This is a genomic window from Pauljensenia sp. UMB0895 (genome assembly GCF_030218905.1).
GTDB classification, from domain to species: domain Bacteria; phylum Actinomycetota; class Actinomycetes; order Actinomycetales; family Actinomycetaceae; genus Pauljensenia; species Pauljensenia turicensis_A.
Genome location: NZ_JASOQR010000015.1, coordinates 40,698 through 66,362 on the forward strand (window position 1 = coordinate 40,698; position 25,665 = coordinate 66,362).

Genomic DNA, 25,665 nt, shown 5'->3' on the forward strand with positions numbered 1-25,665 from the left:
CGGTGTGGGGTTGCAGTGAAGGTTTGAGCGCGGATTTACAACGCAGGTTGAGGCGCAGATTGACAACGCAGATTTACAGTGCGCCGGCGCGCGAGAAATGCTTCGCCATCAGCTTCCGGCCGATCAAACTGCCCAGGAAGCCGGCGATCATCGTCGCGATGAAGATGCCGAAAACCCACGCGGGGTTGGAGTAGTACTTCAGGAACGTGTCGACCCATTCTTGGGTGAAGCCACGGGCTGCGACTACGTCGTCGATGTACTTCTGCAGATTGCCCATGAAGGGGATCATCGTTGACAGCAGGTACAGGCCGGAGAAAACGGTCCATGTGGCGGTGATCCACCAGGAGTTCTGGCGATGTTCAGGAGTGCGCAGGAAGATCAGGTCCAGGATGATGCCACCAACGACATAGAAGGGTATCAGGTACAGGTAGTTTCCGAGGACGGTGAAGAGGATCGACGCGATCGTCGTGAAAATGAAGGTTGTGCCGAGGCGGTTGACGCGCAGGGTCATCAGCATGAAGACGGGGGCGGCAAGGAAAACGCCGAGGCCACCGGATGCAAGCATCTGCAGATCCAAGCCGAACATTGTGAGTGATGCGCCGATGAACATGACGATGACGGTCAGGGCGCTCAGCAGGATTGCGGTCACGACTTCGCGGACTCCCCATTCCTTCAGGGGGTTGGTCTTTGGAGGCTGAGGCGCGGTGGCCTGCTGAGCTGTGGGGAGGTCTGCGGTCTTGTGTGCGTCTGCGTCTAGGGTGACGGTCTGGTCTGTCGTTGCTGTCTGATTCTCCATATTCGGACTCCATTATCTAAGTTAGGTAGAGCTAATAAAGATTAATGATACTACCTTCAGAACTTGGGGTGAGCGGGTGGAGTGGGCGGGTGGAGTGGGCGAGGGTGAACTGTGCTCAGCTATTGTCGGTCAGTGCGTAAGGCGATAGTGTGAAATTGTCGTACGAAAGAGGTTCGTATGTCGTCGGTGACTGTTCGAGTGAGTGCGCTGCTCGGGCCCATCGAATGAAGGTGGAGTCGGGTGGGCTGCGAGGATGTGGATGATCGTGCCGTCGATATCGATGGGGAGATCAGCGTGTGTCTTTGAGGACAACGAGAGGTGGGCGATCTGCTCATCGGAGTACCACTGTGTTGCGTCCGGATTGGTTGACAGGAGCGCTCTGGGCATGTTCTTCCGCAGGAAGTGTTGGAAGGTGCGGATCGTGTCGGTCTTGATCGGGTATTTCGAGTAGACGATGAAACCGTATTGGCCGGGGAACTTTCCGAACCCCCAGGCGTCTGACGGCCCGTCCGTCTTTCCGTCGTGGTTAAGATCGCGCTCGCTGGCAACGCCGGTGTTTACAGGGCCTGGCCAGGCGTAAGGATAGGTGACGGGCGTGGCATCGTTGTGAGCGACCTCGAGGTAGTTCGTGCGGAACAGGTCGACCGCCCTGCCATCAGCCGCGTATCGACGCGAGAGGCTCAAACGCCGACGAGCGGAGCCCGAAACCGAAGCTCCGGACCCCGCTCGATTGCGCAACTCCCGTCCACGAGGAGTGGCGTGTGATGGAGGCTCAGGCCTCCTGGAGAGCTGCCTTCTCTTCCTCGCTCAGGCGCGCGATGCCGATGCCGGTCGCGCCCCACAGGAGGGCGAAGCCGATGGCGATCCAGTTGCACACCGCCCACGGCAGGTACGAGAGCGTCGCGACGCCGAGCGTGCCCGCCATGTAGGCGCCAGCAGACGTCCAGGGGAGGATCGGCTCCCACAGGGTCGCCGAGTCCTCGATCGTGCGCGAGAGGTTCTTCGGGTCGAGGCCGCGCTTCACGTACTCGCCGCGGAGCATCTCGCCCGGGATAAGGAGGGAGACCTGGCCGTTCGAGGTGATGCCGATCGTCGCGAGGCCCGTGACGATCGTCGCCGCGATGAGGCCGAAGGTCGAGCGCACCGGCTTGAGGAGCTTCGAGATGAGGACGTCGAGCGAACCGGAGACCGAGACGACGCCGGCGAAGGTGATCGCGCAGAAACAGATGAGCAGGACCGACATCATCGAGTTCATGCCGCCGCGGTTGAGGAGGCGCGTGACGTCCTCGATGACGGACGAGGCATCGAATCCGGCTTTCCCGACCATCTCGACGTCGAAGCCGTTGACGCCTGCGACGACCGTGTCCTTGAAGGAGATGCCCTGGAAGACCACGGCGTTGAACATCGCGACCGCGCTGGACACGAGGATCACGGGGATCGTCGGCTTCTTCCACATCGAACCGCCCAGGACGATGATCACCGGCAGCAGGAGCAGGAGGTTCCAGTTGAATGCCGAATCGAGGGTGCCGAGGATCGTGCCGACCTTCTCGGGGACCTGGCCGCCGGACAGGCCGAGGCCGAAGAGGAGATAGACGACGGCCGCCGTGAGGAAGGACGGAAGCGTCGTCCACAGGAGGTGGCGGATGTGCGTGAAGAGGTTGACGCCGGTCGCCATCGAGGCGATGTTCGTCGTGTCCGACAGGGGGGAGAGCTTGTCTCCGAAGTAGGCGCCCGACACGACTGCGCCGGCGACCATCGCGAGGTTCGCGTCCATGCCGACCGCGACGCCCATGAAGGCGACGCCGACCGTGCCAGCGGAGCCCCAGGAGGTGCCCGTGCACAGGGAGACGATCGCGGTGACGACGAGGGCGATCACGGCGAGGTACTGCGGGTCAATGATCTTCAGGCCGTAGTAGATGAGCATCGGGATCGTGCCGCCCGCCATCCACGTGCCGATGAGGAGGCCGACCGAGATGAGGATGAGGATCGCGGGCATCGTCTTCGCGATCTTCTCCGCGACCGAGTCCATGATCTCGTTCCATGAGTACCCGAGACGCCAGGCGACCAGGCCAGCGACGACAGCCGAGGCGATGAGGAGGGGCTCGACCGGGAGTTCAGCGAAGATGTAGCCACCTCCCAACAGGACGATCAGCGTGATGACCGGGACTGCAGCGAGGAGCAGGCTCGGAGTCCTGCGCTCGGCCTTCGCCGGGGCGGTGGGGGTTGTAGGAGACATCGTTGTCCTTTCGATGTGGATCGTCAGTTCCTCGTGAGCGCCCCGGCGAGCCGGGTGATCCCCTCGAGGAGTTCTTGACGGGGGAGTGCTGTGTTGATACGGAAGAATCGATCGTATGCGGGACCGAAATCGGGTCCCGGGCTGACCGTGACGGAGGCGGCGCGCTCGGCGCGCACGAGGTCGGCTTCGGAGCCGATGTACGCGGAGGCGTCGATCCACAGGAGATAGGTGCCGTCCGGGTCCGAAACCCTCGCCTCCGGCAGGAGGCGCGCGAGGAGGGACCTCGCGGCTTCGAGGTTGGCGTCGATCTCCTTCGCGAGGGCGTCGACCCACGCGTCGCCCTTCGTCCACGCGGCGATGGCCGCCGGGATGGCGAAGTAATTCGGGTTGTGCAGACCCATGCGCCTCTTCGCTGCCTCGAGCTCGGCGCCGAGGGGCCCGTGGACGCAGATCGCCGTCGCTTCGAGGCCCGCGATGTTGAAGGTCTTGCCGGGAGAGGCGCAGTGGACGATCCGTCCGCTCATCCACAGGTCCTTCGCGACGCGGGCGAGGGCCGAGTAGCGCTGCCCGCCGGGGCGCTCGAAGTCGCAGTGAATGTCGTCGGAGAGGACGAGGGCGCGGCATTCGCGCAGCAGCTCGGCGAGTCGGCGCTGCTCGTCGGCGCTCCAGATCCTGCCCGTCGGATTGTGGGGGTTCGTCCACAGCAGCAGGTCCGCGTCGGCGAGCGCCTCCTCGAGGGCCTCCCAGTCGATCGAGGCGGAGGCCGCGGTGTCGCGCATGGGCACGCGGACGAGATCGGTGCCCGCGCGTTCGCACACCTCGAGGAGGGGCGAGTAGGCCGGATCGAGCGTGACGACGCGGACCGGTCGATCGTCTCGCGGCAGGACGTGATCGACGAGGGCGGCGACGCACTGGACGACTCGGGGGAAGAAGTGGACGTCCTCGACCTCGCAGGACCATCCGTGGCGGCGGGTCATCCACGCGGTCGCGGCTTCGGCGAAGTCGTCGAAGACCTCGGTGTAGCCGTAGGCGCCGAGGGCGGCGGCGTCGGCGATCGCCTCTCGGACCTCGGGGCAGGAGACGAACTCCATGTCCGCGACGGACAGGGCGATCGCGTTCTCGCCGAGGTCCTTGGCGAGCAGATCCCATTTCGCCGAATGCGTGCCCCAGCGCGACAGGTGCCGGCTGAAGTCCTCGTCAGTAGTGGTCATCATTCCCCCTCGGTCTCGTTAAGGTAGTTGTAAATGGAGAATCGCGTGCAGTGGAGGGCTTCGGCGGCCATTTCCGCTGCATCCCGCAGGAGGAAGAAGCCCCTCGCTTTGAGGAGTCGGACGACCTCGACCTTGTGTTCTTTTCTCATCTCGTCGACGGGAACCCCCGACTCTGCAACGGCCCGTGAGAGGAGGAGCGTCGCGAGTTCGTCGACGTCTCTAACGAAGACTTCGGTCGTCGCCTGCTCCTCTTCGGCGGAAATTGGGAGCGAGAGGCCCGCGAGCGCGCCTGTGAGGGAATGAAGGATCTCCCAGCTGGAGATGTCGCGGTTGATGCACAGGGCGGCGACGGGCTGGTTGGTCGAGTCGCGGATGATGGCGGTTGTTGAGAGAAGCTCCTTACCGCTCGGAGACGTTGTCCGGTATCCGATGCTGGTGCGCAGATTTCCGGAGGCGACGGCGTCAAGGAGCTTGTCGGTCGCCGGATCGCCGATCGATCGACCGGTGACATCGCCGCCAATCGCGACGATTGAATTCGGGAGCCGAGTGAGATCGTGAACGATGACCTCGGCGGGTCCGACAAGTGTTGCTTTCATTGGTTCAACCAGCTGTTGAAGGGTGGAGATAATCTGATCGTGCTCGTTTAGCTTCGACGGTGAAGCAGTCATGCAGAACCTCCGGCTTTGACGCTTTAATCGTTTATCTTAGTGACTCAATAGGTTCGCGTCAACAAACTGTTGAAAAAATTGTGTCTGTGCTTCGTTGCCCGAATCGGTGATGTCCGGAGCGGCCTCCGGCTCGACGGCGACGGGGACGATGTCGCCGAGTCGGACGACTCTGACGGAGTACTCGACGGGCACCGCTGTGGGGGTCGTCTCGATGGCCTGGTCCTTCTCGGGCGCGGCCGCACCCTCGTGAGTCGTGTCGGTTACGATCCGCCTTGTTTCCCGGGACTCCCGGGCTCTCCCGGTCTCTGACGGGGATGGGTGGCAGTCGATCGCGCATGTCGAGGCGCGGAGCGCGCGCGGATAGTGTTCGAGCGACCGATCAGCCGTGGTCGCCTCCGATTGTACGGGGGCGACCACGGCTGACCGAGGGGGAGGGACGTCGAACGGATCACCCGACGAGGGCGAAGACTCCCCACGTGAGGAGGAAGCCCGTGAGGCCGAGGACCGTCGAGAGGAGCGTCCAGGTCTTGAGGCCGTCCTTGACGGACAGACCGAGGTACTTCGTGACGATCCAGAATCCGGAGTCATTGATGTGCGAGAGTCCCAGAGCGCCGAAGCCGATGGCGAGGGTGACGAGCATCGTCTGGAGGGGCGAGTAGCCCGCATCGGCGATCGGCTGGGCGAGGAGGCCCGCGGTGGTGAGGATCGCGACGGTCGCCGAGCCCTGCGAGGCGCGGAGCGCGGCGCTGATGAGGAATCCCGCGAGGATCAACGGCATGCGCATCGCGACGAGCGAGGTCGACAGAGCATCGCCGATGCCCGAGGCAACGAGGACCGAGGCGAAGACGCCGCCCGCGCCGGTGACGAAGACGATGACGGCGACGTCCGGGAGCGCCGAGTCGAGGACGGAGCCCCACGCTTCTCGAGCGTTACACCCCTGGTGGTGCCCAACCGCGATGGACGCGACGATGACGGCGACGAGGAGGGCCACGAGGGAGGAGCCGATGAGGCCCATCCACTTCCGGGTGGGTCCGTCGGCGAGGAGCATGTTCGAGACGGTGCCACCCATGATCTGCACGATCGGCAGGAGGATGAGCAGGACGACGAGCCCGGCGGGGATCGCCTTCCTGCCGACGGCGAGCGCACCCTCGAAGCCCGCGGAGCCGACGGAGCCGATGTGGGCGGAGGCGGGGGAGTCACCGAGCTCGTACTTCTCGACGTCGATGAGCTTCGCCGCGAAGTGGCCGATGAACGCGGTCGCTGCGCAGATCGGCAGGCCGACGAGGATCATCATGCCGGTGTCCGCGCCGGTGATGCCGGCGGCCGCGACGGGGCCGGGGTGGGGAGGCATAGCGACGTGCACGGTGAGGAGGACCCCTGCGACCGGAAGCCCGATCCTCATCGGGTTGATGCCCGCGATGCGCGCGAAGCCGAAGACGATCGGCGCAAGGATGATGAAGGCCACGTCGAAGAAGACGGGGATGCCGAGGACGAAGGCGGCGGCGACGACCGCGCCGATCACGCGCTTCGCGCCGAGCTTCTTCGTGAAGGCGAGCGCGAGGGCGTCCGCGCCCCCGGCGGTCTCGATGATCCGGCCGAGCATAGCGCCTAGGCCGACGACGATCATCACGGAGCCGAGGGTGTTGCCCATGCCCTTCTGGAGTGTGCCGACGACCTCCTCCGGCGCGATGCCGGTGACGAGGGCGGTGCCGAGCGACACGAGGAGCATCGCCACGAAGGCGGACATCTTCAGCTGGATGACGAGCAGGAGGAGGACGAGGATCGCGCCCACGGCGATCCCGAGGAGGATTCCGGTGCTCATGTGAACCTCACCTGGCGGAGACGACGCGGATGACGGTGGAGTCGTCGTCCCCGCCGCGCCCCTGCGCATTGCCGAGGATGTAGAGCTGTTCGGCGGCGGCGGCCACGGGAACGGCGATGCCCGCGCGCTTCGCGGCGGAGGTGACGATGCCCATGTCCTTGACGAAGATATCGAGTCGCGAGCACACCTCGGGTTCGACGCCCTCCCACGCCTCGATCGCGCGGGGCCCGCGGTTGCCGAGCATGAAGGACTGGGCGGCGCCGGCCATGAGCGCGTCGAGGACCATCCTCTGATCGAGCCCGAGCTTCCCCGCGAGGGCGAGCGCCTCTCCGGCGGCGGCGATGTGGACGCCACACAGGAGCTGGTTGACGGTCTTCATCGACTGCCCCTTGCCTGGGGCGTCGCCGACGAGGACGAGAGTTCCCGCCATCTCGTCGAGGACGGGCCTCGCGACTTCCCAGACCTCGGGGGTCGCGCCGCAGGTGACGAGGAGGTCGCCCTCCCCGGCTCGGACGGGGCCACCGGAGACGGGTGCGTCGACGAGGCCGATGCCCGTTTCGGCGAGGCGATCGGCCTCGGCCTCGACGGCCTCGGCGCCGACGGTGGAGGTGAGGATGATCGCGGCTCCGGGTTCGAGGACCGGGACGACGCCGGAGGGCCCGTGGAGGACCTCCTCGAGCTGGGCGGCGTTGCGCACGGCGATGAGGACGAAGTCCGCGCCGGAGGCGGCCGTGGGGGCGGAGTCGGCGACGGCGACGCCGTGCTCGGCGGCGAGGGCGCGGCGCTCCTCGAAGGGGTCGAATCCGGTGACCTCGAAGGTCTTGGCGAGATGGGAGGCCATGGGCAGTCCCATCGCTCCGAGACCGAGGACGGCGATTCGCTTCGACATGGGTGTTCTCTCCTTGAAGTTGGGGGCCGCAGACCTCGTCGTCCGCGGCCGGACGGGGATGAAGGTGCTACTTCTCGAGCTTCTCGACGACATCCGCGAGGGATTCGTCGGTGCCGACGTTGCCCGCGAAGACGATGTAGGGGACGCCGGCGGCGATCCCGTCGACGGAGGACCAGAGGGAGACGATGCCGGGGAGCATCGGTCCGATGACTCGGGCGCGCCGGATCTCGAGGCCCTTCGAGGCGACGTCGGAGGAGGTGATCCCGCCCTTCGCGACGACGAATCGGGGAGTGACCCGCTCGACGACGCCGTGAACGACGGCGACGATCGCCGCGGAGATCGCGCGCGCCTGGGCGAGGGCGGTGTCCGCATCGAATCCGGAGAGCATCGCGCGCGAGGTGCGCAGGATGATCGTGTTCGTCTCGAGGGCGGCGGCGGCCTTCTCCACGAGCTCGCGGATGTGCTCCTCCGCGCGGTCGCCGGTGATGATCCGCGCAGAATCGAGGACGAGCACCTCGGCCTCGGACCTCGCGGTGAGCCGGTCGAGCTGGCGGGCGGTGACGCCGACGTGCGAGCCAACGACGACGAGGCCACCGGCGCTCGGGATCCTCCCGGAGCGCGACTGCGCGATCTCCTCGGAGGTGAGCGGCTCGTGGGCGATCTGCCCGATGCGCTCGCGGACGAAGGGCGGGCCGACGCGGTAGACGAAGCGCGAGCCGGCCTCCTCGGCGCGGATGAGGGCGAGGGCGAGGGCTCGCAGGTCCGAGGCCTCGACGACGTCGACCGCGATGGGCTGCGAATCCCGTGCGCTCCTCAGGATCTCGACCGTCCGATCGGGGTCGGTGCGCAGGGTCTCGATGTCGATGAGGAGGACCCGCCCGGCCGGGGTGCGGCCGCCTGTCTTTTCCTCCACCCAGTCCGCGATCGTCGAATGGGCGTACCCGAAGGTGTTGTCCTTCGCGAACTCGGACTCGGCGGCGGGGACGTAGCCCGCTTCGGCGGATCCGGCGTAGTGGATCCCGCGCAGGGTGATCCTCCCGGCCTCGGGGAAGGCGGGGACGAGGACGACCCCGTCGACTCCGCGTTCGCCGTTCTCCTCGAGGGCGGCGGCGATCGTGTCGGGCTCGAGGGGGAAGTGGCCGCGGAGCGTCGAGTCGGAGCGGGAGACGAAATCGACCTCGATGCCGAGGCGTTTCGCTGAGGCGAGGGCGGAGGCGACGACCTCGCGATTGACGCGCTCCGCGTCGGCGGGGGCGAGGGAGCGCGAGTTCGTCATCACGTAGACGGCGGGGGAGCCCGTCGCGAGGGCCCAGTCGAAGTCAGCCTCCTCCCATGCGGTGAGGACGGGCAGATCTGCGACGGACTGGGTGCCCGTCGGGTCGTCGTCGAGGACGACGAGGACGGGGCGCCGGGCGGCGGAGGCGCGGGCGGCGTCGACGTCGGTGGGGGAGACGGGGGCTTGCGGGGGGAGCCCTGCGACGAGTTCGTCGCGACTGATGAGCGGCATGACACTCCTTCGGGATTCGGGCCCTCTCATCCGAGCACCATTGCTCAGACCTCTGAGGACTGGTGTCACTATACGCCACGCATCGGCGTGCGCGCAAGTAGTCCTCTGAGGACTTGCGGATTCCGTTCCTACTCGGCCGTGTTCGCGAGAAGATCGAGCCGCGTCTGCGTCATGTGCGAGCGCATCGCGTCCTTCGCCGCCTCCTCGTCCTTCGAACGGATCGCGTCGAGGATCGCCCGGTGGTGGTCTTGGGCCCGCCTGCGCACTTCGGGCTGCGAGGCCGTGACGAAGCGGGACTCGTGAAGCGCCTGGGTGAGGGGGGCGAGCACGACCGGCATGAAGGGATTCGCGCTCGCCAGGAGGATGCGCCTGTGGAAATCGAGGTCCGCATCGACGTTCGCCTCGATGTCCCCGGCCGCCGTGGCCTCGTCGATCCGCTCGAGCAGGGACTCGAGGGCCTCGAGGTCCTCCTCCGTGCGGTTGCGCGCGGCGAGACCTGCGGCCCCGACCTCGATCATCCGTCGCAGTTCGACGAGTCGGAGTCCGGCGTCGCGCGGCGAGGACTCGCGCATCGTCAGCGCAATGACCGTCGACAGATCGGTCCACCGGGTCCGCGGCGCGAGGAAGGTGCCGCGTCCCTGCTGCACCTCGAGGACCCCCCGATCCTTGAGGACCTTCACGGCCTCGCGGACGGTGAGGCGGGAGACGTCGAGCTCCTTCGCCAGGTCGACCTCGCCGGGCAGGGCGTCGCCCTCGCGGTACGCGCCCTCGACGATCCTGTCGATCACGGTGTCGACGACCTGTTCGACCAAGTCCTTGCGCATGTCCCCTCCTTCGCTCATTAGGATTCTCCCATAGATGAGGAGGGGCCTCTGAGCCTTCTGGGGCGAACGTCCGTCCCGCCCTCGCCGAGCGCCCGACGATTTGAGGTGTCAGGGCGAGCTGGCACTCTTACCCGCCTTAAAAGGTTGTAAGACAGTGTTTTAATGGTGTTAAACTAATCAATAGTCAGAAATCCAATATTTGCCTTCAAAAATAAATTATGGCATCAGAGACGGAAAGTCCCCCCCATGAAAGTTTCGTTCAAACAAACCCTGTCTCTACTACTGGCGCTGGCATTGATACTTCCGGCGGCAGTGATATTTTCTCGGCTGCTGACAGCTGACGCCGCGGAAACCAGCAAATACCAAAATTCTATGGAACTGGAACCGGTGAAGCTTCCTGATGGCAAAACAACGGAAGAGTTCGTCAAGAATCCGGAGCAGCCAGATATCTACACCCTCCGTAGCGATTATCGGGTTGAGAGAGAGGGAGACTATGCCATCAACTACCAGCCCTATGTGGCGACCGTAGGGGCAGGTGCTAGTCAAAAAGAAAAAGACAAGGTAAATAAGACTATTAACCTCCCGGATTTCCTGGGTTACGTCAAGCCTCAAGATAATTTCCGTATTGACTACGACACGGTGGTTAACGAAGCTAAAAATGGCGAACAGAGTGGCGATGATGAATACGGAAAGACCTATCAGAAAACTCGATCCTTTGACTACCCGGCTGTAAAAAATAGCGTCAAGATCAAGCATGTTTTCCAAGACATCAATGATTTTGACGAATATGGTACAAAACCCGGGGAAACAGAAATAACTGAAACTACTGAGGAAGGTAGCGTCGGTTCCGATCTAGAAGTTAAGCCTTTAGATGAAGCTCAAATAGCGGGTTTTATTCCAGAGGCTGATTCTATTACGGTGCAGGTTCCCCAAGACACGAAGAATTTTTCCGTGGAATACCGTTACAACCGTAACCACTATGACGTCACTTTCGACACCGATGGGGGTGCGGAACTTCCTTCCCGCACTCTGTACTACGGGCAGGTCATCCCCACTCTCGAGAAAAAAGATATTCCCGAAAAAGTGGGAGCTACCTTCCAAGGTTGGAAGCCTTCGATTGACCTAAAAGATGAATCTGGCGAGAAGACGTTTAAGGCCGGCGAAGTTATTAAAGACGACAGCGGTAATGCGATTAAAGATCTAAACGCCAAGCTGATTATGCCCGCTGAAAACGTCAACTTCACTGCGATTTGGGAAGATAACGAGAAGGCAGACTATGCAATCCAATTTTGGACGGAAAAGGCCGACTACCCCGAGGGGGCTTCTCTTTTAGAAAAGTACGACTTCGTGGGTACCCATGTGTATAAGGATCAGGCCACCGGTACTCGTCCAGACCTTGCAAATGAGACGGTAAAAGGGGTGGAGTTTCCGGATCTAGATCAGGCACGGTTAGATAAAATATGGAACAACCAAAGATTTTACCGCAATACCTTCCTTTACCTTAATAAATTTTATAAATACAATAAAGATTTAACCGATAAAGAAAACGCTGATCCAAATAGCCCAGACGTAGTAAAGGCGGTTTCTTCCACCGGCAAAACCGTCTATAACATCTATTATGATCGCCAGGTGTATGACCTTTACTTTACGAAGTCGAATGCTAGGACAGGTGATGCAGCTGAGTCGACCTTCTATCCGGAAATTTGGAGACACGGCGAAAAGTTAGGCGAGCCAGGAAACCCCTACCACTTTAAGGCCCGGTTTAACCAGTTGATGACAGAGTGGCCAGATGACGCCCAAGAAACCAAGGGGTTTTCCGAGGGGAAGCAAAGTTTTGGCTGGGGACCAAACTTCGTTATTCCAAATTGGCAATACCGCGATACTCCTCCCTACCGGCTCTCGGCTGAAGAGTTTCTCGATATGGCAGAGTACGAGAGGCTGGGTGGTTACACTAACGAGATTGATGCCGGAAATGGCGTCACTCTGAAGGTCAACTGGCTTGCTAACCCGAAAACTTTCACTACTCTTTCCTTTGGTATCGACCAACAGGGTGGTTCCAAAGAATCAGGCCAGTCAATACCTCACCACATGGACTTTTGGATGGATGGGTTTGAGTCCGGAGAGACCATCGTTGACTACAATCTCTATCGAACCAAAGCGGATACCGACAGTTCAGCCTATCTTCACCCGTACCCAACGGTGCAGGGTTTTACCCCTTACGGCCTAAACGAACCCTCCCAGAAGCTTACCGAGGATGAGCTTGCTGCTATGAACGATGAGCGGGAAGACAAAACTCCCCTTCCTGACGAAACGGTAATAGACCCCTATGGCAACGAAAAAACCAAGGGCGACATGCAGTTTATGCGCACGTTCTTTAACCGTGCTGATGAATTCGGGGATCCGCGGGAAGAGGAAGGTGACCCGTTTGATAAAAATGGCTATATTCGCTTCCAGTACCACCGGAATAAGTACAAGTTGCGGTTCAACAATGACCCCGCAAACCTCAAGGACGACAGCGAGTACAACGAGACCAATCAGACAGACGTCTTCTACCAAAAACCCTTAAAGGATTTAGAACTAGATAACCCGCAGACCTTAATTGATCTAGAGCTGACGGATCTGGTGGAAAAAGATGACGAGGGAAATGATCGGATTAAGAGACCTGAGGGCCTCGCACCCCAAATGGTATTTAAGGGTTGGGCGCTAGACCCGGCCGGGCAGAAACTGGTTTGGGAAAACAAGGAAACTATGCCTGTGCACAACCTGGTGCTCTACGCCAAATGGGGGGAACCAGACTATAAGTGGAAGGTAACCTTCGATCCCAATGGGGGCAAGCTAGATCCCATTGAGGAGAAGAATGTTACCACCGCACCTAAGACCATTAAGGAAGGCGATGTCTCTGACCAAAAAGAAGTCACCTACGCGAAAAAGGGTGAAAACGAAGGGGATAAGCAAGTCTTTACTGTAGTGCAGCGGCAAAAACTGGTAGAACCGAATAAACCAACCCGAAAAGGCTATAGCTTCATGGGTTGGGAGGTGCTGCGCTATCAGAAGGATGCCAATACCGGCGAAGACACCGACAAAGTGGATACCTCTTATCGGGACACCTATAAAGTTCCGGAGGTTTACTCCTACGGTAACGACGTAGTAAGTTCCATTTACCTGAAAGCCATTTGGGTAAAAAATGATATGCAGGATGTAAAGGTTTTCCACCACTTCTTGGATGACAATCTCGCAATTGATAAGACCGTGACGGATAATCCGGCTATAGAAACTAAAGGAAACCAGCGTGCCGAAACATACGTGGCCGCCATTGGTTCTAAGCAAGATGCCAAATGGATTTTGGCTTCCGATGAAGAATTGCGGAACACCAAAGACGAAGAAACTAAAAAACTCTATGAGGGTTATCAAAAGCTGGCTGGTGAGCATCGGGCAACGAAAGATAACACCTATTTCCAGACGCTTAGGGTAGAACCGAAACAGATTCTAGAAGACGGGAAGTTAGTTGATAATCCGAAAGCCAAGGACAATGAGTTCCACTTCTTCTATCGCCCCTTCCGGACCCATGATTACAAGGTTAACTATGTGGACCAAAGAGCTAAGGCAGAGCTGGAGAAAGCCACTACCGATGCGGAAAAGAAAAACATTATAGAGAAGTACCGTATTCTAGACCAGGAAACAGTGACTAGCCTCTGTCGACATTACGATGCCAGAAACTACAAGCCGATAAACGGCTGGAGGCTAACGTCTGCTCCCCAGCAGCAGCTCTTCTACGATGTAGATGAAAAGACTAATGAATTCAAAGGAATCAACGGTACCGGTTCCGATGAGATTACCTTCTACTATCAGGATGTCAGGGTTATTGAGGTGCCCTCAAATAGTCCTACTCCTCCAGACGGGTACGTCCGGGTAACCTTTAAGGCCAGTGAGGGCGGCTCCTTCGGTGCCGGCACAGATGGGAACCCCATCAAAGAAATTAATTACGATGTACTGAAGGGGCTTAAGTCTGATCTGCTTCCAGTTCCCCAAGAATTGGAGAATGGAAAAAAGCCGGACGAGAACAAGCACTATGTCACGCCGGAAGAAGGCAAGAGCTTTAAAGAGTGGGATAAGGAACCACTTTTATCGCCGGGCACGGAGATAAACGAAAACCATACCTTTACCGCACAGTTTGATTGGTCAGATCTGATGACTAAAGGGGTGGCGACTACCGAGTCCTTTAAGGCATCCGATGACACCTGGATCAATAATTTTGTGCCCACTCTGGATGAGCTGAGGGCAGCTATTCAGCTACAGAGTAAAGACAAAACCAAGATAACGAAACTGCCTGATGACGCGACGGTAGAGTTCGTAGATGAAAACGGTACCCCTGTAGCCACCCAGAATGATCTTTACGCGCTGGTAAAAGAAGAACCGGATTCAAACGAACTTGTTCGTACCGTGAAACTCAAAGCGAAAGTTAAGTTTGCGGGCCGAGAAAAGATTGAAGAGATAGAGCTGCCGATAAGGGTTTATAAGAACCGGTACGATGCGCCCCCTACGGGACCCATGCCAGACTTCTTGAAGCAGGCAACCGATCCTCATGGCGATTTGGCGAAACTCTTGGATGGAAAAACCTATGTAAAGGTGACGGTGGAGCCCTCCAGTCGACTGGGCAAGCTGCCTCCTCAGAGCTATTGGGTTAACCCCAAGGCTTGGGTAGAGATTCCCGAGATTGCAGTCAGCGATAAAGATAAGGCCGCAACCGGGTTGAAGCATTGGTCAGCTGATAAAGCTGCCCAAAATGAGGGGCAAGCTAAACTGGGAGTTTATGACTTCACGAAACGGCATAAGTTCAGTGAGGACACGGAGATCACCCCGGTATTTGCAGAAAAAGTGGTGCCCCCCGTACCGGTAACCGGAGCTAATGTGCTGGTTTATCTCTATGCGGCAGCCTTGTTTACTGTAGCTGGCATTGCGCTGGTGATCAGCAGGACCAGGAGGAAAGCGTAGCGGGCATAACCCGCGGGGCTGCTGAAGTGAACTGCTCCCCTTTAGTTGGACTGAGAAATCAGACACCGACTAAAGGGGAGTGTTTCTATGAGAGCACGAAGTTCTCTGTCAGAGGAACAACGAGAACAGCTCGTTGGCCTATTTGAGCAAGACTTGGGTTTTAAGGCTGCGGCAAGTCGGATTGGGGTCCGGCACGACCCGGCTCGTAGCCTGTACCGTCGCTGGCTTCTACATGGCAGGCTATGTCTTGCGGAGAAACCAACTAAGAAGTAATACTCCTTCGAGGTCAAGAAGGAAGTGGTCGACCGTTTCCTCGCTGGCGAAACACGCATGGACCTGGCGAAGGAATTTGAGCTGTCCTCACCTCAACAGGTCAAAAACTGGGTGAGTAAGTGGCGCAAAGGCGGTGATGAGGCGCTCAGGCCCAAACCGAAGGGACGACCGAAAGGCTCTGTAGAGCCTGCACTGTTGACCGAGGAAGACAGGCTTGTCCGTGAAGTGGAGAAACTTCGGGCGGAAAATGCATACCTAAAAAAATTGCGGGACTTGAGGAACCAACGGCGAGGCTAAAGACCAGAGCCATCGTCATCCTCAAGTCAGAGCATCGACTCGATGATCTTTTGGAAGCCGCGGGCCTGGCCAGGTCGACGTACTTCTACCACCAGCAACGCCTGGAGTGGCCAGACGTACATGCCACGCTTAAGGACGTCATCAAGGCCATCTTTGAGCAGATGAAGCACCGCTATGGCTACCGTCGGGTCCACAGTGAACTACGTAAACGAGGCTGGGAGGTTAACCACAAGCTCGTCTACAAACTCATGGACCAGATGGGCTTGAAATCCAAGGTCAGGTCACGTAAGAAGTACAACTCGTACCAAGGCCAGACTAGCCACATTGCCGACAACCTCCTGAACCGCAACTTCACGCCAGAACAACCCAACACTGTGTGGGTGTGTGATGTCACCGAGTTTCGGGTGGCTGGCACGAAGGTCTATCTCTCACCGATCATGGATCTGAGCGACCGGAGCATTCTGGCACACGAGTTGTCGACATCCCCGTCAACAAAGTTCACCTCTACCTCGTTAAAGAATGCGATCACGTGGCATGAACCTGGTGAAGGGTTGATGGTACACACTGACCAAGGGATCCAGTACCAGCACTCCAGTTGGCGCCAGTTCATTGAGTCCGTTGGCGGCATCCAGTCGATGTCGCGAAAGGGCAACTGCTACGACAACGCGGTGATGGAGAACTTCTTCGGTCACCTGAAGACCGAAATGTACTACGGCGAGCACTTCGCCAGTGTTGATGAGCTTTACCGGGCCGTAGATGATTACATCTTCTGGTGCAACAACACCCGGCTTCAAAAACGATTCAAGGGCCTGACCCCGATGCAATATCGGAATCAAACCCTTGAAACCCTAACCACCTAGAATTAAACCAGTCCAACTTCCGGGGGCTAGTTCAAAGCTTTGGTGGAGGCTTTGCCAGCGCCAAAGTCAGCGCCAGCGCCAAAGTCAGACTCAAAGTCGAAGTTAGCGCCAGCGTCAAGTTCGCCAGCGGCTCGTTCGGATGAAGAAGTAGGCGGAGGCGCAAGCGAAGAAGTAGATGACGAAGCGGCGGCTCGAACCGGGAAGGTCCGGGCCGCCGCTCGGCGTTCACATTTCACTCAGTCACGGGCTGGGTAGCTGATCCGGGAGACGTGTCAGCGAACTCTACGTGCGCGGCCGTTTACGCGCTTGCGCAGGAGAAGTGCCCAGGCGCCCGCCCCGACGAGTCCGCTACCAGCGATCCCTACGAGGATCCACTGCCACCAGTTCGAGCCGCTCCCGTACGAGGCGGAACCGCGCTCAGGATTGAGCAGGGCGCTCACGGGGGTAGCAGGCTTGGTGAGCGCCCGCGTCGTGGACTCTCCTGACTGTGAGGAGTCCGCGAAGTCCAGCCCCTCGACGCCGCTCGACTGGGATTCGTCGGCGCTGGAAGCGTCCGATGCGTCGGAGTCGGAGGTCGTTGACTCCGCGCCAGTTGCCGAGTTCGACGACAGTAGTGAGCCGGATACGGTCGACCCACCGGTTACCGGGGTTCCGGTCTGCCCGGCACCCTCGGCGAGGCTCGCGGCGGCCGCGGTCGGGTTCTCGATCGGCGAGGCCGGGGCGCTCGCACTTGCTGAGGGGGAGCCCGTGGACGCTGATCCGGTTGACGGGGAGGTGCCCGGAGCGGGCGTGGGCTGGACGGGCCGCTGCGCACCGTTGTTCGGGTTCGTCCAGTTCCTGTGGGACTCGGCGTTGAGCTTCGCGACGAGTTCGTCGATGGGAAGGGTGTCGCCGGGCTCCGGGTTCGGTGCGGGCGAGGGGTTCGGCTCAGGCGAGGGGTTCGGTTCAGCGCCCCTCTTGATGGCGTCATCGCCGACGAGGAAGATCGCATGGAGCGTCTTCTCGATGGTGGAGCCGTCAGCGAGGTGCGCGGTGTAGACAAAGTCGGTCGAGTAGCGCCCGGGCTTTGTGAAGTAGAAGGCCTGGTGGTCGTGTGATCCAAAGAGGTAGTGGAGGACCATGTCGGGCTTCGTCGAGTCGAGTCGGGGCGTGAATCCCTCGAAGAGGGAGGAGACGCCGGTGACGAGGCGACCTGGGCCGGTGAAGTTCCTCATCGCGACCTCGACGCCCTTGCTTGAGAGCTGCGAGTAGTCGACCCGCTGGGTTGAGAAGCCGACCCAGGGGATGCCCTCGAGCTGGGTCTCGGGCAGACTCCACACACCTTCGGGCGCCGCAGCGGCGAGTTCGCTGTAGCCCTTCGCGCCGGCGGGGATCTTCGCGTGCGTCGAGTCGGGGACAGCGTAGGCGAAGGTTCCGGAGGCGCGGTGGACGGGGTGGCGCGGGTCGGCGGTGTCGTCGACGAAGACCTCCGCTTTCCCGTCCTTCAGGGACATCGCCTGATCCATGTGCCCTTCGGTGATGATGTGGATCGCCGAGTCGCCGGGACGGGAAGGGGTGGACGGGTTGGCAGGATCAGGTATCGAGGGATTGTCGGGCTGAACGCCACCGCTCGGTGGCGCATCGGCATCCGGATTCGCAGGGTTTGGAGAGGGCGAGGGCGCCTCGCCGTTGTTCTCCGCAGTGATCGCGCGCAGCGCCGAGATCGCGGCGTCGCCGACGACGAAGTGAGCGGAGCGGGACTTGTAGGAGAAGTTCCCGTCCTTGTCGCGTGTCTCGATGTTGAAACCGACGGTGTAGACGCCTGGCTTCGTGAAGACGTGGGCGAGGGGAACTGCGGCTGCATCGACGGTGAAGCCACGGTTGGGGTCGCGCGTCGTATCGAGGGTGACGTTCATCGCCCCGTCGGTGACGGTCCCCGCGATGTAGCGGCCGCCCTTGGGGCCGTCGAAGGTGTCGACGGAGTAAACGGCTGGCCCGGAGCGCAGATCGGCGGGCATTTGGGTGAAGTCGAATCCGAGCGATCCGTGCTCACCGGAGGTAGGCAGGACCCAGCGGTCGCCGTCGGCGGTCGTCTGCTTGAGTGAGTCGGGGATTTCGAGGATCGGTTCCCCGGGGATCGGCTTGTCGTTCGCGTTCACCTCGAGGGTCACCCGCTTGATCGGCACGCCAGCCCGCACATCGTCTTTGAAGGTCCCCTTGTAGACGTAGTGGGAGGGGGAGGAGGGTGAGGCTGGCGCCTTCGCAGTAGAGCCGAAGAGAGCTTCGATCTGCTTGCGGGCCTCGGCCTGGGTGAAGGGGGGCTCGGGCTCGGCGGGCGTCTCCTCGGCGGAGAGTTCGCCGGAAGCGATCATCTTTTCCTTCACCTGCTCGGTAGTCGTTCCGATCGGAGTGAGGGAGGTTGTGGTGCCTTCGGGCAGACCGACCTCGGCATCGGAGCCGACGAGCCACGTGATGGTCGAGGGCAAGGAATTAACGGCTCTCTGGGTCAAGGTGGACGTGTAGGAGGCAACCATGTCCAGCCGGTAGACGCCCGCTTTCGAGAAGGTCCAGTTCCAGTGGCCGTGGGAGCCAACCTGGAGGGAGAGCGGTGCGAGCGAGGGGTCGGAAGAGAGCCCTCGACTCAGGGAGTTCGTGCCGACGGTGCGCCACACCTCGACGGCTCCGGGCCCGGAGGAATTCGCGATCGAGAGCTTCACCTCGTCAAGAAGGATCCCCTCGGGCTGGGCGACCTCGTGCGCCGTGTCGAAGGCGCCGATGCCAGCCCAGACGGGACGCCAGTTGTCGATCTGCTCCTGGGGGGCACGCCAGACAATGTCGCCGGGCTTGCCAATGAAGTTGAAGAGGCCACCCGAGGGGACGACCATGCGTGAGACTTCCTGGGAGTCGGAGGTACGCGCGTCGGGGGCGAGTCGGACGCAGACGGAGTTTGGGTCCTTGACGACTTTGCGCCCGTCGACAACAGTAACGGTGAAGGTGTCGTCGACACGGGTGACGTAGGCGGCGTCAACATGCGCGTGGTGGAGGAGCTTGCGGCCAGCGCACACGTGGGGAACGCGGCCGTCGGGCCCAGGGGTCGCCTCCGGGTCGGCGCCGGGCGAGCCCGCAGGAACCGTGAGGTCGGCGGGCACGAGGTCCCCGTAGCCAGCCTCTCCGGGCAGGTGCTCGGGATCGTCGGGCGCTCCGGGGGACGAGGGTGCGGCCTCAGCGTTGGTCGAGCCGGAGGCGTACTCCGTGGGAGAGGTCGTTTCTGACGGGACTGCGTGCGCCACGGGTGCGGTGAGTATCGGCGCGGCGAGCAGGGCGGCCGCGGTGAGGAGGCCGGTGAACGGCAGGGGCCTCATGCGAGTGTCCTTTCTGTGGTCTGCGCCACCGGTCGGGCGCGAAGGAGGAGTCCGCGCCCGGGCGAGAGGAGCTGAGCGAGGACGAAGAAGAGGGTCGCGACGAGGACGATCGCCGCGCCCGAGGGGATGTTGAGCGACCAGGAGGCCCAGATGCCGAGGAAGGCAGAGACGGCACCGATGACCGGGCCGATGAGCATCATGGGGATGACGCGGTCGGTGAGGAGTCGCGCGGTCGCCGCGGGAGCGATGAGAAGCGAGAGGACGAGGACGTTCCCAATCGTCTGGATGGAGACGACGACGGCAGTAGCGATGGCGAGGTGGAGAAGCAAATCGATGCGCCCAACGTGCAGGCCCGCCGAGATCGCGAAATCGCGGTCGACACTTACGAGAACGATCCGGTCGTGGAAGAGCGCGAGGGCGATGCCGATTGCGGCGCACGCCCCGAGGGAGATGAGGACATCGGTGTTCGTCACGCCGGTGAGCGACCCGAAGAGGAGCGACTCAAGGGATCCCGTGTAGCCAGGCGTTCGTGCGACGACGACGAGGCCAAGGGCGAAAGCGGCGGCGAAGAAGACGCCGATGACGGAGTCTTCGCCGACCCGGCGGTTCTGGGAGAAGACGGAGATGAGGATCGCGACGAGGATCCCGGCTGCGGCTCCTCCCAGGAGGATCGACCCCTGGAGCGCGAAGGCGATCGCGATTCCGGGGAATACGGCGTGTGAGAGCGCATCGCCGACGAAGGAGAGTCCGCGCAGGACGACGTGCGCACCGACGAGGCCGCAGACGAGTGAGGAGAGGACAGCGATGAGGAGCGCCCTCGGGAGGAAAGCGAGCGAGGGGTTTGCGAGGTCGGAGAGGAAGTCGAGGAGGCTCATCGGCGCACCATCCCGAGGGAGCGGAGGAGTGCGGAGTCCTTAGAGACGTGGAAAGTCTCCATCCACGGCTCCGGCGAGCAGAGGGTGGAGGGCTCGCCCTCGGCCCTCACAGTCCCGTTGAGCATGACGAGTCGGTGGCAGATATCGACGGCCTGCCCGAGGTCGTGCGTTGACATGAGGATTCCGACTCCTGAACGGGCGAGGTCAACGAAGAGGCGCGATAGCGCGTCCTGATTCGGGTGATCAAGCCCGGTGAAGGGCTCATCGAGGAGGAGCAGACGCGGCGAGGTAACGAGCGCCCGGGCGACGAGGATCCTCTGCTTCTGACCGCCCGAGGTCTCGTTGATCGTCCGGTTGCGGAACGCGTACATGCCGACTGCGTCGAGAGCCCGGTAGACGGCCTCAAGGCGCGTCGCACCTCGAGGCGCGCGACGCTGACCGGTGAAGGCGGTCGCGACGAGCTGGGCGGCGCTCATCGGATAGTTCCAGTCGAGATCCTGGCGCTGCGGGACGTAGCCGATGACCGAGCCGCTCGCCTCGATGCTCCCGCGGTAGGGGATGAGTCCCATGATCGCGCGCATGAGCGTCGTCTTGCCAGCCCCGTTCGGCCCGATGAGGCCGACAAGCTCGCCCTCGTCGACTCGAAGGGACACATCCTCAAGGATCGTCCGCCCGCCAAGGTCGACGCGCAGGCTGGACACCTCCAGTGCGCGACTCATCGCTGAGACCCCCGGTCGTCGGCATCATCGGATGCTTCCGGCTTCGGCTCGACGGAGCCGGAAGTCCCATCCTCGACGATCCTCTCAGCGACCCGCTCGCGCTCGTGGCTGCGGCGACGGGCGACGAGGACGAGAGCGACAAGGACGAGGGTTGTGGCGCCGAGCCCCGCGGCGATCCACAGCGGGAGAACGGTCGAGCGGTCGACGGCCGACGGCGAGTCAACGGGAGCGGGCGACTCAGGGGCGTTCGAGACGCTCCACTGGGCTTCGAGTGCCTTCTGCGCGTCGGCGGCGTCCCCGACGGCAAAGCGGAGGACGCGAGTGTCCTCGACAGTGGTGCCGTCGGTGAGCTGGGCCTGGATGCTGAGGCGGATAAGGTGGATCCCCGGTTGCGTGAAAACCCAGTTCGCGTGGGTGTGCGTGTTTGCGTCAACGTGGATCGGCTGCGAGTTCGGCTTCGTCGAGTTCCACAGCTGCTGGGGGCCGGAGAAGTTTCCGGCCTGGACGAAGGCGTGGAAGTCCCCCTCGCCCTCGTGTCCCTCGAAGACGAGGGTCGCGCCCTGGGCGAGTCTGCCGACGACCTCGGGGTCCTGGGTGTTCCAGCCGAGCCACACGACGTTGGCGATCTCAGACTGGGGGACGGCCCAGACCGGGCCGTTCGCCGAGATAAAGGAGTACTGGTCGTCGGCGGGGAGTTCGAGTTTCGCGGCGTCGGAGACTCGTAGGACGACGTCGTCAAGGTGGCGCCAGGTCGGCGTCTGAGCGGAGTCGTCGCGGGCGAGGAAGGTCCACGTGCCGTCGAGGAACTTCGGTCCGAGGTCGACGTGCCCGGCGGAGATCTCGACAGGCGTGCCTTCGGGGGCGACGGTCTCGTTCGAGTCGACAACCTGGGTGAGGGCGGGGTCCTGCGTCGTCGTGTCTGTGGCGACTGAGGCGGGGGCCAGGGCGATGAGAGCCGCGGTGGCGAGCGCGAGTGCGTGCGTGAGTTTCACTGGTCTCCTCGGGTGGGATTCGGGATGGATGCCTCCGACTCGAAGGGCCAGGCGGGTAGCGAGGCGGGGTCGAGGCAGGACTTGATCGAGCGCGTGTTGAACACCATGAGGTCGAGGTAAGTGGGGACCTCGTCGGTGAGCGTGTCGGAGTGGAGCGAGCAGACGGACTTACCGGTCGTGTGCGCGAGTGCGACGAGCTCGCCGAGGTGGGAGCGGGAGATCGGTTCGAGGAAGACTCCGGCGGCTGGCGTCTGCTCGAGGACACGCGTGAGGTTAGCGAGTTGGAGGGCCGAGGGCTCGAGGGACGGGTTCGGCGCGACAAACCCGCCGATCCGCAGCCCGTAGGCCTTCGCGTAGTAGCCGAAGGAGTCGTGCGCGGTCACGAGGGTACGGCTCTTCTCAGGGATAGTGGCGACGACTTCGCGGATCCACCGGTTGAGGGCCTCAAGTTCGGCGTCGCGGGCGACAGCGTTCGCCCGATACTCGGCCGCGCGCGAGGGATCGAGGGCGGCGAGGCGGTCAGCGATGAGGTCAGTGTAGGCGATGGCGTTCTTCGCATCGTGCCACATGTGCGGGTCGATCTCACCGTGGACGTGGGTTCCGATAACGGCCTGGGCGAGGATGCGGGCGGAGGTGCCTGGTTCGGCGAGGAAGCGCCACCGATTGTCGGGGATCGTGGTCGTCGTCGTGTCCGGGACGGCGATGACGATCCGGTCGGGGTCGAGGTCGCCTGCGGGGGCGTCTGCGCGCAGGGTCATCGAGCCCTCAAGCTTCGCTGTGAGATCGGCGTGCCCGGAGTCGAGGACGCTCCGCCCGGTGGAGTGCGGGTCGACGCCGACGGCGAAGACGAGGGTCTTCTCACCGAGCGGAGTGTCGCCCGTCGGCGAGTGGAGCGTCGCCCGCAGAGAGAGCGAGTAGACGCCGGGCTCGGTGAAACCCCACGACATGTGGGTGTGAGCGTTGGTCGGGAGTTCGACGCGGTCGTTCGAGTTGATCCCATCCTTCGAGGCGATCCACGGGCGCGGTTCGCCGAAGGTGCCGGTCGTGAAGGCGGCGAGGTCGCCGGGGCCGGTCGCCGAGACTGCTTCGAAGGAGACGGTTGAGTCGGTTGAGGCGCGTCCGTCGACGCGCAGCCCGAGCCAGATCGTCGCGAGAGAGAGGTCCTCGACGAGGGGAATCGGACGTGCGCCGAAGGGGACGGACTCTTCGCCGAGGGCGACGTGCTGGGCGCCCTTTGGGAGGTTCGCGTCGATGGAGGAGGTGAGTGCGCTCTGCTCGAGGAGCAGTCCGTTGGAGAAAGCGATGTCGGCGTGCGCGATGTCGCGGAGGGCCGCCATCGAGGGCTCGAAGGAGTGCGGATCAACGCTTGCGGGGACGAGCGTCGCGATGCGCGCTCGCGGGGCGACCGCGCGCACGAGGTCGGCGATGATCGGCGTCGTCGCAACGATCCGAGGCTGCGACCCGTCATCGGCCACATCAGCACTGCCAGGTGCAGCGGACTCTGATCGTGCGCCGGGAGGCTCCTCGGCAGAGACTCCGTCGTCCGCGAGGACGGGGGCACATGCGCCGAGGAGCAGCGAAGGAGCGCCGATGAGGAGGGAGAGCACGAGGGCACCCCCAGCGCGACGCGCTCGGGTGCGCCTCACCTTCTTGCCCACCGTCGTGCGGCGAGCCCAGCGAGGGCGAGGAGCGAGGCGAGGACGACCGGGGTGGCGGAGCGTGCGCCGGTCGATGCGAGACCGCCGGGAAGGGCTGAGCCGTCGACGATCTTACCCTCGGCGCGCAGACGATCGATCGTCGCCTGGTCGAGTTCGCAGGGGTGCCCGTCGGCGGTGCGGCCGACGTAGACGGTCGTCGAGCCTGAGCTGCTGCCGCCGAACCAGCGGGCGCCGACGAGCAAACCGAAGTTGCCGGACTCGAAGACGGCGAGTGAACCGGGGCCGGAGACACCGTTGAGCGTCCAGGTGACATCGCCGGTCGTGCGGGCGAGGAGGCTGGGGTGCATCGTGTTTGCGCCGAGCCACGGGACGGAGGGGACCTGGCTTGAGGAGATCATCCAGATCCTCTGACCTTGCTTCGCGATGAACTCGATACCGGCGGGTGCAGTCGTCTCGGCTGCGGAGCCAAGCCCGAAAACGAGGGAGGAGGGAGCGACCCAGCGCGCGGGCTGCGAGCGGTCGTCTTTGACGAGCATGGAGATCGACGAGGGGCTGGCACTCGTCCCGATGTCGAAGTGGCCGGAGTCGGCGTTTCCGGCACCGCCGACGTTGAAGGAGAGGATGCCGGAGGTCGAGACGCGGGCACCGGACTTCAGGGTCGCGGTCTGAGTGATCGAGACTTTGTAGAGGCCGGGGGCGGTGAAAACCCAGTTCGGGTGGACGTGGGTGTTCGCTCGTATCGTGTGGGATCCGCCGACTGCGGTGCTGCTCCCGTTCGAGGTGACGGGGGTGGGGAGGCACTGCTCGGCGGCTGGCTGTACGGGCGCTTGGGGGGCGGTGGACTGAGGCGCTGGCGCGGGGGTCGGGGTCGATCCGGTGCCGGGCGTCGACGGCTCGACGGGAGCCGACGCTCCGGGGGTGGCCTGCGCGATCGCGGTGGCGCCCACGGCGAAGGTGTAGGAGGCTCGGTCAGAGACGAGGTGCCCGCTGGGGGTGTCGACCTCGCCGTGGAGAGTGAGGGAGTAGGTGCCCGCGTCTGTGAAGAGCCAGTTCGCGTGCTCGTGGGCGGGCGCGTTCTGGAGGATCGAGCGCCCGGGAGTGGCCTCGAGGGAGCCCTGCTCGAAGATCGGGGAGGTCGCGCCGAATGCGGCCGAGCGCCAGAGGAAGATGCGACCAGGCCCAGAGACCTCGTCGATGACGAGGCGGATCGCGGTTGGGCGCAGAGGGGCGATGGCGTTCGAGTCCCAACCGGGCCACAGGAGAGCGGGATCCTCGGACTGGGGGAGTGCATAGCCGGCGGTTCCAACGCCCTCGATCTTTTTGGTCGCGCTCGTTTTCGCGGCGTCGGTGACGCCGAGGATGAGCTTTGCGGGGTTGTGGTAGGTCGGTGCGCCCGGAGTGGTGACGTCCTCCTTGGCGACGAGGGAGATCGTCGGCCCGTTGGGGACGAGGGCGAAGACGTCGGCGTGCCCGTGGGTGAGGAGCGCTTTCGTCGTTGATTCTCCGCCCTGCGGGTCGGGCGCGGCGATCGTCGGCGTAGCAAAGAACGCGAGGGTGAGGAGCGCGGTGAACAGGGCGAGGAGGGGATGAATCCCGCGGCGGGTGGCGCGCATGATGAACCTTCTAGCGATAATGAGAACGACTTGCATTATCGTACGGGGTTGTCTGCGAACCGCGCAACCTCGAGTGTGAGGCCCGGATCACG

The 25,665-nt window shown here is 62.5% G+C and carries 17 protein-coding genes and 1 pseudogene; 2 read left to right on the plus strand and 16 right to left on the minus strand.

The annotated features are described in order from the left end of the window. Window positions 1-73 precede the first annotated feature (73 nt). The 10 genes from QP503_RS08110 to QP503_RS08155 form a co-directional block, all read right to left on the minus strand. Window positions 74-796, minus strand: a complete 723-nt coding sequence (locus QP503_RS08110; protein ID WP_179370196.1) for an MptD family putative ECF transporter S component — start codon at window positions 794-796, stop codon at window positions 74-76. A gap of 129 nt (window positions 797-925) precedes the next feature. Continuing rightward, entirely contained in the window at window positions 926-1,480 is a 555-nt protein-coding gene (locus tag QP503_RS08115; RefSeq protein WP_257878479.1) for a hypothetical protein, read from the minus strand. 88 nt (window positions 1,481-1,568) lie between these two features. After that, window positions 1,569-3,032, minus strand: a complete 1,464-nt coding sequence (gene nhaC, locus QP503_RS08120) for a Na+/H+ antiporter NhaC (RefSeq protein WP_103632077.1) — start codon at window positions 3,030-3,032, stop codon at window positions 1,569-1,571. A gap of 23 nt (window positions 3,033-3,055) precedes the next feature. Then, window positions 3,056-4,243, minus strand: coding sequence for a MalY/PatB family protein (locus QP503_RS08125; protein WP_103632076.1), 1,188 nt, complete (start codon window positions 4,241-4,243; stop codon window positions 3,056-3,058). Continuing rightward, complete coding sequence (locus tag QP503_RS08130; protein ID WP_103632075.1) at window positions 4,243-4,911, minus strand: helix-turn-helix transcriptional regulator; 669 nt, start codon at window positions 4,909-4,911, stop codon at window positions 4,243-4,245. The genes QP503_RS08125 and QP503_RS08130 overlap by 1 nt, the downstream gene beginning before the upstream one ends. A gap of 36 nt (window positions 4,912-4,947) precedes the next feature. Further along, window positions 4,948-5,103, minus strand: a complete 156-nt coding sequence (locus QP503_RS08135) for a hypothetical protein (protein WP_285067902.1) — start codon at window positions 5,101-5,103, stop codon at window positions 4,948-4,950. A gap of 256 nt (window positions 5,104-5,359) precedes the next feature. Beyond that, complete coding sequence (locus QP503_RS08140; RefSeq protein ID WP_285101569.1) at window positions 5,360-6,733, minus strand: GntP family transporter; 1,374 nt, start codon at window positions 6,731-6,733, stop codon at window positions 5,360-5,362. Between the two features lie 7 nt (window positions 6,734-6,740). Then, window positions 6,741-7,622 (minus strand): NAD(P)-dependent oxidoreductase, encoded by an 882-nt coding sequence (locus tag QP503_RS08145; protein WP_103632072.1) that lies wholly within the window; start codon window positions 7,620-7,622, stop codon window positions 6,741-6,743. Between the two features lie 67 nt (window positions 7,623-7,689). Next, window positions 7,690-9,129 carry a four-carbon acid sugar kinase family protein gene (locus QP503_RS08150; RefSeq protein ID WP_285069503.1) on the minus strand — a complete coding sequence of 480 codons (1,440 nt, stop codon included), beginning with the start codon at window positions 9,127-9,129 and terminating at the stop codon, window positions 7,690-7,692. 128 nt (window positions 9,130-9,257) lie between these two features. Next, entirely contained in the window at window positions 9,258-9,953 is a 696-nt protein-coding gene (locus tag QP503_RS08155; RefSeq protein WP_103631546.1) for a FadR/GntR family transcriptional regulator, read from the minus strand. Window positions 9,954-10,199: 246 nt separating this feature from the next. Between QP503_RS08155 and QP503_RS08160 the strand changes: the two genes are divergently transcribed. Continuing rightward, on the plus strand, window positions 10,200-14,945 hold the full coding sequence (locus tag QP503_RS08160) for an InlB B-repeat-containing protein (protein WP_285101571.1): 4,746 nt from the start codon (window positions 10,200-10,202) through the stop codon (window positions 14,943-14,945). 133 nt (window positions 14,946-15,078) lie between these two features. Further along, a pseudogene (locus QP503_RS08165) lies at window positions 15,079-16,375 on the plus strand (IS3 family transposase). A gap of 272 nt (window positions 16,376-16,647) precedes the next feature. Here the strand turns inward: QP503_RS08165 and QP503_RS08170 are convergent. Genes QP503_RS08170 through QP503_RS08195 form a run of 6 tightly spaced genes read right to left on the minus strand, consistent with a single transcriptional unit; the run spans window position 16,648 to window position 25,573 of the window. Then, window positions 16,648-19,716 (minus strand): choice-of-anchor M domain-containing protein, encoded by a 3,069-nt coding sequence (locus QP503_RS08170; RefSeq protein ID WP_103631549.1) that lies wholly within the window; start codon window positions 19,714-19,716, stop codon window positions 16,648-16,650. Continuing rightward, window positions 19,713-20,591 carry an anchored repeat-type ABC transporter permease subunit gene (locus QP503_RS08175; protein ID WP_103631551.1) on the minus strand — a complete coding sequence of 293 codons (879 nt, stop codon included), beginning with the start codon at window positions 20,589-20,591 and terminating at the stop codon, window positions 19,713-19,715. The genes QP503_RS08170 and QP503_RS08175 overlap by 4 nt, the downstream gene beginning before the upstream one ends. Then, a complete protein-coding gene (locus tag QP503_RS08180; protein WP_103631552.1) occupies window positions 20,588-21,310 on the minus strand; it encodes a metal ABC transporter ATP-binding protein in 723 nt (240 codons plus the stop codon). Before QP503_RS08180 ends, QP503_RS08175 begins: the two co-directional genes overlap by 4 nt. Next, window positions 21,307-22,302, minus strand: a complete 996-nt coding sequence (locus QP503_RS08185; RefSeq protein WP_103631554.1) for a choice-of-anchor M domain-containing protein — start codon at window positions 22,300-22,302, stop codon at window positions 21,307-21,309. The genes QP503_RS08180 and QP503_RS08185 overlap by 4 nt, the downstream gene beginning before the upstream one ends. After that, a complete protein-coding gene (locus QP503_RS08190; protein ID WP_103631556.1) occupies window positions 22,299-23,948 on the minus strand; it encodes an anchored repeat ABC transporter, substrate-binding protein in 1,650 nt (549 codons plus the stop codon). Before QP503_RS08190 ends, QP503_RS08185 begins: the two co-directional genes overlap by 4 nt. After that, window positions 23,945-25,573 carry a choice-of-anchor M domain-containing protein gene (locus tag QP503_RS08195; protein WP_285069500.1) on the minus strand — a complete coding sequence of 543 codons (1,629 nt, stop codon included), beginning with the start codon at window positions 25,571-25,573 and terminating at the stop codon, window positions 23,945-23,947. The genes QP503_RS08190 and QP503_RS08195 overlap by 4 nt, the downstream gene beginning before the upstream one ends. Between the last annotated feature and the right edge of the window lie 92 nt (window positions 25,574-25,665).

Excerpts from the sequence above, each read along its gene's own strand:
- QP503_RS08110 (WP_179370196.1), bottom strand. The coding sequence starts at position 796 with ATGGAGAATCAGACAGCAACGACAGACCAGACCGTCACCCTAGACGCA.
- nhaC (WP_103632077.1), bottom strand. The coding sequence starts at position 3,032 with ATGTCTCCTACAACCCCCACCGCCCCGGCGAAGGCCGAGCGCAGGACT.
- QP503_RS08125 (WP_103632076.1), bottom strand. The coding sequence starts at position 4,243 with ATGACCACTACTGACGAGGACTTCAGCCGGCACCTGTCGCGCTGGGGC.
- QP503_RS08130 (WP_103632075.1), bottom strand. The coding sequence starts at position 4,911 with ATGACTGCTTCACCGTCGAAGCTAAACGAGCACGATCAGATTATCTCC.
- QP503_RS08140 (WP_285101569.1), bottom strand. The coding sequence starts at position 6,733 with ATGAGCACCGGAATCCTCCTCGGGATCGCCGTGGGCGCGATCCTCGTC.
- QP503_RS08145 (WP_103632072.1), bottom strand. The coding sequence starts at position 7,622 with ATGTCGAAGCGAATCGCCGTCCTCGGTCTCGGAGCGATGGGACTGCCC.
- QP503_RS08150 (WP_285069503.1), bottom strand. The coding sequence starts at position 9,129 with ATGCCGCTCATCAGTCGCGACGAACTCGTCGCAGGGCTCCCCCCGCAA.
- QP503_RS08155 (WP_103631546.1), bottom strand. The coding sequence starts at position 9,953 with ATGCGCAAGGACTTGGTCGAACAGGTCGTCGACACCGTGATCGACAGG.
- QP503_RS08160 (WP_285101571.1), top strand. The coding sequence starts at position 10,200 with ATGAAAGTTTCGTTCAAACAAACCCTGTCTCTACTACTGGCGCTGGCA.
- QP503_RS08170 (WP_103631549.1), bottom strand. The coding sequence starts at position 19,716 with ATGAGGCCCCTGCCGTTCACCGGCCTCCTCACCGCGGCCGCCCTGCTC.
- QP503_RS08175 (WP_103631551.1), bottom strand. The coding sequence starts at position 20,591 with ATGAGCCTCCTCGACTTCCTCTCCGACCTCGCAAACCCCTCGCTCGCT.
- QP503_RS08180 (WP_103631552.1), bottom strand. The coding sequence starts at position 21,310 with ATGAGTCGCGCACTGGAGGTGTCCAGCCTGCGCGTCGACCTTGGCGGG.
- QP503_RS08195 (WP_285069500.1), bottom strand. The coding sequence starts at position 25,573 with ATGCGCGCCACCCGCCGCGGGATTCATCCCCTCCTCGCCCTGTTCACC.